Annotated in this window: 12 protein-coding genes, 1 tRNA gene and 1 other annotated feature; all 13 genes read left to right on the top strand. The window is 30.0% G+C overall.

Translation table 11 applies throughout. The features are described 5' to 3' along the window. Window positions 1–69: 69 nt before the first annotated feature. The 13 genes from BN346_RS19815 (at window position 70) to murD (ending at window position 12,072) form a co-directional block, all read left to right on the top strand. Entirely contained in the window at window positions 70–1,470 is a 1,401-nt protein-coding gene (locus BN346_RS19815; RefSeq protein ID WP_040330852.1) for a carboxyl transferase domain-containing protein, read from the top strand. 13 nt (window positions 1,471–1,483) lie between these two features. Beyond that, window positions 1,484–1,831 (top strand): OadG family protein, encoded by a 348-nt coding sequence (locus tag BN346_RS19810; RefSeq protein ID WP_040330851.1) that lies wholly within the window; start codon window positions 1,484–1,486, stop codon window positions 1,829–1,831. A gap of 34 nt (window positions 1,832–1,865) precedes the next feature. After that, window positions 1,866–2,231 carry a biotin/lipoyl-containing protein gene (locus BN346_RS19805; RefSeq protein ID WP_040330850.1) on the top strand — a complete coding sequence of 122 codons (366 nt, stop codon included), beginning with the start codon at window positions 1,866–1,868 and terminating at the stop codon, window positions 2,229–2,231. Window positions 2,232–2,250: 19 nt separating this feature from the next. Further along, window positions 2,251–3,387, top strand: coding sequence for a sodium ion-translocating decarboxylase subunit beta (locus tag BN346_RS19800; protein WP_040330848.1), 1,137 nt, complete (start codon window positions 2,251–2,253; stop codon window positions 3,385–3,387). Window positions 3,388–3,482: 95 nt separating this feature from the next. Further along, window positions 3,483–3,665 (top strand): hypothetical protein, encoded by a 183-nt coding sequence (locus BN346_RS19795; protein ID WP_040330847.1) that lies wholly within the window; start codon window positions 3,483–3,485, stop codon window positions 3,663–3,665. A 1-nt stretch (window position 3,666) separates the two neighbouring features. Continuing rightward, complete coding sequence (locus BN346_RS19790) at window positions 3,667–3,864, top strand: hypothetical protein (protein ID WP_040330846.1); 198 nt, start codon at window positions 3,667–3,669, stop codon at window positions 3,862–3,864. Between the two features lie 528 nt (window positions 3,865–4,392). Then, a complete protein-coding gene (locus BN346_RS19785) occupies window positions 4,393–5,172 on the top strand; it encodes a type III pantothenate kinase (protein ID WP_040330844.1) in 780 nt (259 codons plus the stop codon). Window positions 5,173–5,180: 8 nt separating this feature from the next. After that, on the top strand, window positions 5,181–6,155 hold the full coding sequence (gene dusB, locus BN346_RS19780) for a tRNA dihydrouridine synthase DusB (RefSeq protein WP_040330843.1): 975 nt from the start codon (window positions 5,181–5,183) through the stop codon (window positions 6,153–6,155). A gap of 161 nt (window positions 6,156–6,316) precedes the next feature. Next, window positions 6,317–6,799: a transcription elongation factor GreA gene (greA, locus tag BN346_RS19775; protein WP_040330842.1), complete on the top strand. Its 483-nt coding sequence runs from the start codon at window positions 6,317–6,319 to the stop codon at window positions 6,797–6,799. 37 nt (window positions 6,800–6,836) lie between these two features. Then, the gene (gene lysS, locus BN346_RS19770) at window positions 6,837–8,345 is read left to right on the top strand and encodes a lysine--tRNA ligase (RefSeq protein ID WP_101541731.1); all 1,509 of its coding nucleotides are present in this window, start codon (window positions 6,837–6,839) and stop codon (window positions 8,343–8,345) included. Window positions 8,346–8,462: 117 nt separating this feature from the next. Then, window positions 8,463–8,537 (top strand) — tRNA-Asn (locus BN346_RS19765). Window positions 8,538–8,636: 99 nt separating this feature from the next. Further along, window positions 8,637–8,801: a binding site (T-box leader), on the top strand. A 50-nt stretch (window positions 8,802–8,851) separates the two neighbouring features. Beyond that, window positions 8,852–10,240: a glycine--tRNA ligase gene (locus tag BN346_RS19760; protein ID WP_040330840.1), complete on the top strand. Its 1,389-nt coding sequence runs from the start codon at window positions 8,852–8,854 to the stop codon at window positions 10,238–10,240. 455 nt (window positions 10,241–10,695) lie between these two features. Beyond that, window positions 10,696–12,072: a UDP-N-acetylmuramoyl-L-alanine--D-glutamate ligase gene (gene murD, locus BN346_RS19755; protein WP_040330839.1), complete on the top strand. Its 1,377-nt coding sequence runs from the start codon at window positions 10,696–10,698 to the stop codon at window positions 12,070–12,072. Window positions 12,073–12,724: the final 652 nt, after the last annotated feature.

The following is a 12,724-nucleotide window of genomic DNA, read 5'->3' as shown; positions in this document are numbered from 1 at the left end:
CAACCTGAAACAATTATGATATTATTGTTTGTGGGTAACATGAGTATTCAAAAGTCAGGAGGCAATGATATGGATAAACTGAATGTCTTTGATGAAGTTAGACATAAAGCTCACCAAGGCGGTGGAGAAGAAAAAGTTGCAATGCAACATAATTTAGAGAAAATGACTGCTAGAGAAAGAATTTTAAATTTATTGGATGAGGGTTCTTTTATAGAAGTTGGCGGTTTAATGAAAAAAAATGGTGCAGGTGTAGTTACTGGACATGGAACTATAGGTGGAAGATTAGTTTATGTATATAGTGAAGATTACACAGTTGAAGGAGCATCTTTTAATGGTGTTGTAAGCAAAAAGATTTGCAACATTATGGATGAAGCTGCAAAAATGGGTGCACCTATAATTAAAATATTTGATTCAATAGGTGGAAAAGTTTCAGAAGGATTAGAACTTTTAGCATCTTATGGAAATATTTTAAGAAAATCATCAAAATTAAGTGGAGTTGTTCCACAAATATCAATGGTTGCAGGACCATGTAATGGAACTATGGCGATGAATGCTACTTTAAGTGATTTTACTGTAGTAGTTAAAAATATATCAGAATTAAGTGTTAGTACAAATGATAGCTTAAGAATTAAGGAAGCATTATACATAAATAACAATTGTTATAGTGGTGATGGAGCTGTTAAAAGTGGAAATGCACATTTTGCAGTAGAAAGTGAAATGGAAGCTATAGAAACTATAAAGAAAATATTTGATTTCATACCATCAAACAATTTAGAAGGTGCTTGTTTAGGAGAAGAATGTTCTGATTTAAACATAGCAAAAGAAGAATTAAATAATGAAATGGAAAATGAAACATTTACAAAAGATTCAATAGTTAATGCTATTTCAGATTTAAATTCAGTTTTAGAAATAAATAAATGTGAAAAAACTGCAATAAGCACTTATTTTATTAAATTAAATGGATTAACTGTTGGAGTTGTTGCAACAGGAAATGAGCAAAGTGAATTAAATGTAAACATTTCTAATAAAGTAAGTAAATTTGTTAGATTATGTGATAGTTTCAATATACCAGTATTAACAATAGTTGATACAAAAGCATTTGTGGTTAGTTTAGAAGAAGAGAAAAATGGATTAGCTTCAAATGTTGCAAAAATGGTTTATGCATTTGCAGATGCTACAGTACCAAAAGTTGCTTTAGTTACAGGTGAAGCTTATGGTGCTGGATATTTGGCGTTTGCAAGCAAAGAAGTTGCATTTGATAAAGCTATAGCTTGGCCAACAGCTAAGATTTCTTTAAAATCAAATGAAACAAAAGAGGTAGCAGATCCTTATTTAGCGGCTGAAGTTGGTTTAATAGATGACATTATAAAACCAAGTGAAACAAAGCAAGTGTTATTTGCTATGTTTGACATGTTACAAACTAAAAGAGAATTAGAGTACCCTAAAAAACATGGAAGCACATTAGTGTAGGAGGGTATCAGATATGGAAGGAACTTTTATTGAAAAATTAACCTATTCATTAGGCGTTTCAGTAGTAGCAATGTTAATCGTTTTTGCAGTATTAGTTATTTTAATGTATATAATAAAATTTCAAAGTTTTATATTTGCTAAAACAACTAAAAAAGCTAAAAATGAAAAATCTGATGAATCTACACAAGTTGTAGTAGCTGAGTCTGTTGAAGAATTTGAAGAAATAGATATTCAAGATGATTCTGAAATAGTTGCTGCTATAATGGGAGCTTTAGCATTAGAATTTGGAACATCATTAGAAGGATTAAATATAAGAAGTATAAAGAGAGTTTCAAATTCTAAATGGAACAATTTAAGATAATTGAGTTTGTTAAATTAGGGAGGAATTAAGAATTATGAAAAGATATAACGTAACAGTTAACGGAAATATATATCAAGTAGAAGTTGAGGAAGTAAAAGGTGAATTTACATCAGCACCACAACCAGTTGCACCAAAAGCAGCACCTCAAGCGCCAAAAACTGCAGCACCAAAAAAATCAAATGCAAGTGGCGAAAAGGTTACAAGCCCAATGCCAGGAACAATAGTTAAAATAAATGCAACAAATGGTGCAACAGTTAAAAAAGGTGATGTTCTATTTGTTTTAGAAGCTATGAAAATGGAAAATGAAATTATGTCACCAGTAGATGGTGTAGTAGCTGACGTAAACGTAGCAAAAGGAGCAGCTGTAAACACAGGAGACGTATTAGCTGTAATCGGATAATAAAAGGGAGGCAAAATAAATGAATATTTTAGAAGTTCTAAAAGACCTTATAGCTTCCTCTGGATTCGCAGCATTAACATATAAAGAATTAATAATGTTTGTAATAATAGGTGTTTTAATATACTTAGCTATAGTAAAACAATTTGAACCATTATTACTATTGCCAATTGCCTTTGGAATGCTTTTAACTAACTTGCCAGTAGCAGACATTATGGCAGCTCCAGCACATGGTGAGGCAGGAGGACTGTTGTATTACTTGTCTAGAGGTGTTAAGTGGGAGATATTCCCGCCATTAATATTCTTGGGTGTAGGAGCCATGACAGACTTTGGTCCGTTACTTGCAAACCCATCTAGCGTACTAATGGGTGCAGGAGCTCAATTTGGAGTATTCTTTGCATTTACAGTTGCTATGTTATTTGGATTTACACCACAAGAAGCAGCTTCAATAGGAATAATAGGTGGAGCAGATGGTCCTACAGCAATATTTTTAACTAATAAATTAGCTCCAGACTTACTTGGACCTATAGCTGTAGCGGCATATTCATATATGGCACTAGTACCGATGATACAACCACCGATAATGAAAGCATTAACAACAGAAAAAGAAAGAACAGTAAAAATGGGAGGATTAAGACAAGTATCAAAAGCTGAGAAAGTTATTTTCCCAATAGTAGTTGCGATGCTTGTAATATTATTCTTACCATCATTAAAACCATTAGTTGGTATGTTAATGCTTGGTAACTTATTTAAAGAATCAGGAGTTGTTGGAAGACTTGCAGACACAGCTCAAAATGCATTAATAAATATAATTACTATATTCTTAGGTTTATCAGTTGGAGCAACTGCAAAAGCAGAAGTTTTCTTAACTCCAAAAACTATAGGTATAATAGTAATCGGAGTATTAGCATTTTCTATTGCAACAGCATCAGGTGTTATAATAGGAAAAATAATGTATAAAGTAACTAAAGGAAAGATAAATCCACTTATAGGATCAGCTGGAGTTTCAGCAGTTCCAATGGCAGCAAGGGTATCTCAAGTTGTGGGACAAAAATATGATCCTACAAACTTCTTACTTATGAATGCTATGGGACCAAACGTTGCTGGTGTTATAGGTAGTGCTGTTGCAGCAGGTGTACTTCTTTCAATGTTTGGTTAAAATGAATAAAATATGAATTATTAAGGTATATATCCAAAAGGGGTATATACCTTTTTTATATTGACCATAATAAAAGAAAAAGGAGTGATTCACCTATGATATTTCAAAACAAAAGTGATATAAAAGGAGTTATTGAAAAAGAAGAAGTGCTTATTGGTAAGTATAAAAAATACTTGGAGCACTCAAGTGATGAAGTGGCTATAAACTCTTTAGAGGGTTTAATTAATAAGCACAGCAATCATATTGAAGCATTACAAAATATGTTAGGGGGTAATTAACGTGCAGCTTAACAATAAGAATAAAGATGCAATAAATGTTGTAGCAGGATATGTAAAAAACAAAGAAGAAAGTTTGAAAGACGCATACAAAAGACTAGTAATGAATTCAAGAGAAGGTAGCTTTAAACAAGAAATATATGAAATATTAAAAGATGAAGAAGAAATAATTAATACCTTACCGAAATTTGAAATGTCATAAAAGAACACTTAAATATTTAATAAAGCTAACAGTTAGATGATAACGAGGATTTAGTATTGTTAGCAAAGTAACAATAAATATAATTAATTTAATGAGATTAATCAAGAATTTAAATAATACTCTTGATTAATCTCATTAAAGTTAATAAAAAGTAGCTACAGGAATACAAGTTGAAACTTTAAGTTATTTATTAAAATTTGAACTTGTAACCCTAGATGTTATAAAAAATTAATATGTAATGTATATAATTATAGAAAATTTAACAAATGCACTTACAGATGGTTAGTTTACTAATTGTATAATTGTATTATTATAATGTACAATTTGTGAATAATGTATTAAAATAAATAAGGGTAAGAGAAAATAAACTATGTTAAAGCCTTAAATTTAAGCTGTTAAAGCTAGTTAAATACTTGACAAAATATATTAAGTTGTTAAAATTAAATTATTAATTTACACATTTACTTATTAACATAATCTATAAAGCAGCTCTAAGGGCTGCTTTTAATTGTATAGAGGTGGATTTAAATGATTTTTGTTTTAGATGTTGGAAATACCAATATAGTTTTAGGGATATATAGAGATAAAAAATTAATAGCCGATTGGAGATTATCTACTGATCATAAGAGAAGTGCAGATGAGTATGGTATACAAGTTAGACAATTATTTGAACAAAATAATATAAATAAAGATGATATAAAAGGAATAATAATTTCATCAGTTGTACCTAATATTATGTATTCATTAGAACATATGATTAGAAAGTATTTTGGTAAAAATCCTATAGTTGTAGGACCTGGAGTGAAAACAGGAATAAATATTAAATATGATAATCCAAAAGAAGTTGGAGCAGATAGAATAGTAAATGCAGTAGCGGCCTTTGAAAAATATAAAAAAGCTATGATAATAATAGACTTTGGAACTGCCACTACATTTTGTGCTATAAACAAAAATGGAGATTATTTAGGTGGTACAATTTGTCCAGGAATAAAAATAGCATCAGATGCATTGTTTGAAAGAGCTGCAAAACTTCCAAGAGTAGAACTTGTTAAGCCAGAAACTGTAATATGTAAAAATACTGTTTCAAGTATGCAAGCAGGCATAATATATGGATACGTTGGTCAAGTTGATTATATAGTAGAAAAAATGAAACAAGAAATGATTGATAAAGGTGAAGAGGATCCTATAGTTATTGCAACAGGGGGTCTGGCTACATTAATATCAGAAGAATCGAAGTATGTAGATAAAATAGAACCAATTTTAACATTAGATGGACTTAGAATTATATATGAAAAGAACAAGGAATAGGTGATTTTATGGATATAGCAAATCTTCATTTTGAAAATGAGGTGTTTTTAGCACCTATGGCAGGAGTTACAGATATAGCCTATAGAGGCATTTGTAAACAAATGGGATGTGGACTCGTGTATACAGAAATGGTAAGTGCTAAGGGATTATTCTATGGAAGTAAAAATACTGAAGTTTTAATGAGAGTTGCAGATGAGGAAAAACCAGTAGCTATTCAAGTATTCGGTAATGATCCTAAAATTATGGCTTATGCTGCTAGTGTATTTAGTGAAAATGATGATATACGTATAATAGATATAAATATGGGGTGTCCAGTGCCTAAAATTGTGAAAAATGGAGAAGGCTCTGCACTAATGAAAAATCCTAAGTTAGCATCTGAAATAGTAAGTGAAATGAAAAAGGTAAGTAAAAAGCCTATCACAGTTAAATTTAGAAAAGGTTTTGATGAAGACAACATAAATGCTGTTGAATTTGCAAAAGCTTTAGAAGACGCAGGAGCTGATGCTATTGCTGTACATGGAAGAACACGTGAACAAATGTACAATGGAAGTGCAGATTGGGATATAATTAGAAAAGTTAAGGAAGCTGTGAAAATACCTGTTATAGGAAATGGAGATGTATTTTCTTATGAAGATGCTCTAAACATAAAAAAGCATACTAATTGTGATGCAATAATGGTTGCAAGAGGAGCTATGGGTAACCCATGGTTGTTTAGAGAAATACAAGCAGCTTTAGATGGAAAAGAAGTTGTAGGACCAACAGGAGTAGAAAAAGTTGAAATGTGCATAAATCATTTAAATTTGGCCGTTAAATATTTTGAAGAGAAAAAGGCTATAAGAGAAATGAGAAAGCATATAGCATGGTATATAAAAGGATTAAAGTATTGTACAGATATTAAGGACAAAGTAAACTCAGCAGTAACTTATGATGAGCTGATGAGTATACTAATTGAATATAAAAGTGTATTTGTGGATAATATATAAGAATATGTTGTTATAATAGGAAAGCATGCACATATACTTTTATTGACACAACTAAATAGCTGATTTATAATAACTTAAAGTATTGGTAAATACACAAGTCGCGAATTTAAAGTAAGAAATTAGAATAAATTTAATTATAAATAATTAAAGGGGAGAAAGACATGAGTGATTCAAAGAAGTATGTAATGACCTATGAAGGTGTTAAAAAGCTAGAAGAGGAATTAGAATATTTAAAAACAGTAAAAAGAAAAGAAATAACTGAGAAGATAAAAGTTGCACTAGGATACGGAGATTTAAGTGAGAACTCTGAGTATGATGAAGCTAAAAATGAACAAGCTTTTGTTGAAGGTAGAATAATACAACTTGAAAATATGCTAAGAAATGCAAATGTAGTAGATGAATCAGAATTAGATACAGATGTAGTTGGTGTAGGATCTATTGTTAAAGTTATGGATTATGACTTTGATGAAGAAGTTGACTTTTTAATAGTAGGATCAGCTGAAGCAGATCCAATGGAAAATAAAATTTCTAATGAATCACCAGTAGGAAGCGCTCTTTTGGGAAAAAGAGTAGGGGAAATGGTAGAAGTAGCTATTCCAGATGGAGTAAGCAAATATAAAATACTTGAGATTAAAAGAGCATAGGGGGGAATAACCAATGGCAGAAAACAATTCAAATACTATTGATGAAGAATTAATAGATATAAAAGCTAAAGAAGAAGAATTTAATGAACAAGTAAGAATTAGAAGAGAAAAGCTTGCAGAACTTCAAGCAGCAGGAAAAGATCCTTTTGATGTTTATAAAGTTAATAGAACTCACACATCACAAGAAGTTAAAGACAACTTTGAAAGCTTAGGTGAAGAAAGAGTAACTATAGCAGGAAGATTAATGTCAAAAAGACTTCAAGGAAAAGCTGGATTCTGTGATGTACACGATAGATATGGAAAAATCCAAGTGTATATAAGATTAGATGCAGTTGGAGAAGAGTCATTCAAAGATGCTAAGACATTTGATATTGGAGATTTTGTTAGAATTAAAGGAACTGCATTTGTAACTAAAACAGGTGAGACTTCAATTCGTGCAGAAGAAGTTCAATTAATAAGTAAATCATTAAAACCATTACCAGAAAAATGGCATGGACTTAAAAATCCAGATTTAAAATACAGACAAAGAGAAGTAGATCTTGTAATGAATAAAGAAGTTAGAGAAACATTTATTAAGAGATCTCAAATTATAAAAGGTGTAAGAGAGTTCCTTGACAACAGAGGATACATAGAAGTTGAAACACCTATACTATCACCAATAGCTGGAGGAGCTGCAGCTAGACCATTTATAACACATCATAATACATTAGATATAGATATGTATTTAAGAATAGCTACAGAGTTATACTTAAAGAGATGTATAGTTGGTGGATTTGAAAAAGTTTATGATATGGGTAAAAACTTCAGAAATGAAGGAATGAGTATAAGACATAACCCAGAATTTACATGTATAGAATTATATGAAGCTTATGCAGATTATAATGACATGATGGAAATAATGGAACAGCTTATTGCCTATGTTTGTGAAAAAGTTAATGGCTCAACAAAAGTAATGTATGAAGATACAGAAATAGATTTCACACCACCATGGAGAAGATTAACTATGGTTGATGCTGTTAAAGAATATGCTGGTGTTGACTTCAATGAAATAAAATCAGATGAAGAAGCTCAAGCAATAGCAAAAGAAAAACACTTAGAATTTAAAAAAGAATTAAAAGACTGTACAAAGGCAGATGTATTAAATGCACTATTTGAAGAATATGGTGAAAAGAATTTAATACAACCAACATTCCTTTGTGATTACCCAGTTGAAATATCACCACTAACTAAAAAGAAACGTGGAAATGAAGAGTTTACAGAGAGATTTGAAGGATTTGTTTATGGTAGAGAAGTATGTAATGCTTACTCAGAATTAAATGATCCTATAGTTCAAAGATCTAGATTTGAGCAACAAGAACAAGAAAGAGAACTTGGAGATGACGAAGCATACATGATAGATGAAGAGTTCATGAACGCTTTAGAAATAGGTATGCCTCCAACAGGTGGATTAGGAATAGGAATAGATAGAATGATAATGTTCTTAACAAATGCTACATCTATTAAAGATGTAATCTTATTCCCAACAATGAAACCATTAAATAAATAATGTATACTATGGGTGGGAATAATAATTCCTACCCTTTTATAAAAATTTATAAAAAAACTAAAAAAAGTATTGCAAAATATTATTGATTTGTATATAATTACAGTATAAGATAAATATTCCGCGATAGCTCAACGGTGGAGCACTCGGCTGTTAACCGATAGGTTGAAGGTTCGAATCCTTTTCGCGGAGCCAAATTGATATTTAAAGCAGTACTTATGTATTGCTTTTTTAGTATAACAATAATTATCTTGACAATATTAAGGTTTTTGATAAAATTATTTATATAATTTAATATGTATGATGATAAAGAGGAGTAACAATAAAACTTTTTTAGAGAGATGATGTTTGGTGAAAATCATTAAAGAATTATTGTGAAGGGCGCTTTTGAATACTGAATATGAAAGTTGAGCTATTGCTAATAAGGGTGGAACCGCGGAATTAAATTTCGTCCCTTAAATAAGTAATAGTTTTTTTTATTTTAATAAGTAAATAGAGGAGGAATTTTCATGGCTGAAGTAACTATGGATAAAATTATTAGTTTATGTAAAAATAGAGGATTTATATTTGCTGGATCTGAAATATATGGAGGTTTAGCTAACTCATGGGATTACGGTCCTTTAGGTGTAGAATTTAAAAACAATGTAAAAAAAGCTTGGTGGAAAAAATTTGTTCAAGAAAGTCCTTACAATGTAGGATTAGATTGTTCTATATTAATGAATCCACAAGTTTGGGTTGCTACAGGTCATGTTGGCGGATTCTCAGATCCTTTAATGGATTGTAAAGATTGTAAAGCTAGATTTAGAGCTGATAAATTAGTAGAAGATCATATGACATCACAAGGAGCAGAAGTTGCTGTTGCTGATGGATGGAGTAATGAAGAATATAAAAAATATATAGAAGAACATGAAATAGTTTGTCCTAAATGTGGAAAGAAGAACTTCACAGACATAAGAAAATTTAATCTTATGTTTAAAACTTTCCAAGGAATAACTGAAGATAATAAATCAGAAATATATTTAAGACCAGAGACTGCTCAAGGTATATTTGTAAACTTCAAAAGTACTCAAAGAGCATCAAGAAAGAAAGTACCTTTTGGTATAGCTCAAATAGGTAAATCTTTTAGAAATGAAATAACTCCAGGTAACTTTACTTTCAGAACAAGAGAGTTTGAACAAATGGAACTTGAATTCTTCTGTAAACCAGGAACTGATTTAGAATGGTTTGATTATTGGAAAGAATACTGTAAAAAATTCTTATTTGACCTAGGAATGAAAGAAGATTCACTAAGATTTAGAGATCACAGTCAAGAAGAGTTATCATTCTATAGTAATGCAACATGTGATATAGAATATTTATTCCCATTTGGATGGGGAGAACTTTGGGGTATAGCAGATAGAACTGACTATGACTTAAAGAGACATATGGAACATTCAGGAGAAGATATGAATTATCTAGATCCAACAACAAATGAAAGATATATACCATATGTAATAGAACCATCTTTAGGTGCTGATAGGGTAACGCTAGCATTCTTAATAAATGCATATGAAGAGCAAGAATTAGAAGGTGGAGATTCTAGAAATGTATTACACTTACACCCAGCTCTTGCACCATTTAAAGCAGCTGTATTACCGCTAAGTAAGAAATTAAGTGAAAAAGCATTAGAAGTACACAGCATGCTTGCTAAAAAATTCAATGTTGAATATGATGAAGCTGGAAGTATAGGTAAGAGATATAGAAGAGAAGATGAAATAGGAACACCTTTCTGTATTACTGTTGATTTTGACACTATGGAAGATAATGCAGTAACAGTTAGAGATAGAGATACTATGGAACAAGTTAGAATATCTATAGATGAACTAGCTAAGTATATAGAAGAAAGAGTAGAATTCTAAGATAACTATATATTGTATGAATAAATAAAAAAAACTCAACAAATTATTTGTTGAGTTTTTAATTATATTTAAGAATAAAAAAAATAACCGGATAAAAATCCGGTAAAAAATAGGGTTTAATCATGGGGATATGTTATGTGTTATGTTAAAACTTTGGGGAATCATTTTAACATATTCCTTACGGCACAACCAAAGTATAGCACTATAATGGGTAAACGTGCAATATAAAAATGATAAGTTTATATATTAAATAAATTCTCAAAATTTCGACATGAACAAACAAAGACATGAACTTAAAAAAAGGCCTAAAATATGAAATGATATAAAATGAAAGAAAATTATCACAATTAAAGCATGTAAATTTTAAAAGCAAAGGAAAAAATGATATAATGATATTAAATAGAATGTGTAAGGCATAATTAAAATTACGACTAATCTCGGAGGAGAAAATAGAAATGAAAAAAGATTTTAATGAATTCAAGAAATATATAAAAAACAAGAATATTGCTGTAGTTGGCATAGGGGTTAGTAATATACCACTAATAGAGTTTTTAGTATCATTAGGGGGAAAGGTTACTGCATTTGATAAAAAAGAGGAAAATGAACTTAAAGAAGTTGTAGATAAATATTCAAAACTTGGTGTTAAGTTTCAATTAGGAAAAGATTATTTAGCAAATCTAACAGGATTTGAAGTGGTTTTCAAAACTCCATCTATGAGAATTGATAGTGAAGCCTTAGTTAAGGTTAAAGAAGAGGGTGCATATGTAACTTCTGAAATGGAGGAGTTTGTAAGATATTGTCCTGCTAAAGTATACGGAATAACAGGTAGTGATGGAAAGACAACGACAACAACTCTTATATATAAAATTTTAAAGGAAGCTGGATATACCACTTGGGTAGGTGGAAATATAGGAGCACCATTATTTGCAAATATAGAGAAGATGACAAAAAATGATAGAGTTGTATTAGAACTTTCAAGTTTTCAACTTATGACTATGGATACATCAACAGATGTGGCTGTAGTAACAAATTTATCTCCTAATCACTTAGATATGCATAAAGATATGAATGAATATGTAGATAGTAAGAAAAATGTATTTAAGTATCAAGAAAGTGAAAATTTATTAGTTCTTAACCTTGATAATGATATAACTAATAAAATGATTAGTGAAGCAAAAGGTAGAGTATATACATTCACTAGAAAATCAGAAGATAGTGATGCTATATATAAAGATGGCGGATTATATGTTAAAGGTAAGTTAGTTTGTAAAAGGGAAGATATAAAACTGAAAGGACTACACAATGTTGAAAACTTATTGGCTGCATTTGCTGCAACTTGTGATGAAGTAAGTGTAGAGTCAATGAAAAATGTAGCTATTACATTTGGGGGAGTAGAGCATAGAAGCGAATTTATAAGAAAAATAGATGGTGTTGAATACTACAATGATTCTATAGCATCAAGTCCAACTAGAACATTGGCAAGTATTAAAGCTTTTGAAAAACCTGTAATTCTTATTGCTGGTGGATATGATAAGAACTTACCATTTGAACCCTTAGCATTTGAAGGATATAGCTTTATAAAACACCTAATAGTATTAGGTGCAACAAAAGATAAGATAAAAGAACAATTTTCTAGACTAGAAAAAGAAAAGGGAATAGTAGTTCCAATTAACACAGTATCAACACTTGAAGAAGCTGTAGAAGTTGCAAGAGAAATAGCTAAAGAGGGAGATATTGTAACATTATCACCAGCGTGTGCAAGTTTTGATATGTTCCCTAACTTTATGGAAAGAGGAAATAAGTTTAAAAAATTAATTAAGGAAATAAAATAATATAAATATAGAAATAAGTTTTAATTGTTATAAATTAAAACTTATTTTTATTATAAGGAAACAAGTTGAAAAATGGAATTATTCTAATTGAGAGAGAATAAATTGATTAAAGATTATATAAAAACATAGTTTTTATGGGGTTCTAGCCATAAATATTAAGAACGAAGTGAGTGATATTCACCATCACTATTCACTCTTACTTTTTACTTGGTTCTCAACATTATAATAGAATAAACTGTAAGCTTAATAGTATCATTTGATAAATGTATTATTTTAAATTTAAACCCTATATTAACATTTTCAATAAAGATGGAGCAATAAATTTTAAGAAATATAGCTTAAAAGTATAGTTAAATAGGCATAATATAAAAATAAAGCAAAAACTACCCCTAGTGTATCAATAAATGAATTTAAGAAAAAAAAAGAGAAAAAAAGAGATATAAGTGAATAATTTTATTAAATCGGTGGGAGAATAATTATATAATAGAATAAATACTAATATAATAAATCTTGTCGCTGCGAGACATCAGCAAGTTGTTGAGGGAAAAGCAGTGAATTGTTTTAAAAATAACTTGAAAAAAGTTATTGACAATAAAAACACAAAATGATATTATAAATAAGCAGTCGTTAAAGACTGACAAAAAAGTAACAA

The organism is Clostridium ihumii AP5 (assembly GCF_000612845.1).
GTDB classification, from domain to species: domain Bacteria; phylum Bacillota; class Clostridia; order Clostridiales; family Clostridiaceae; genus Clostridium_J; species Clostridium_J ihumii.
Note: the sequence above shows the minus strand (reverse complement) of the source record. Positions and strands in the feature narration are given on the sequence as shown.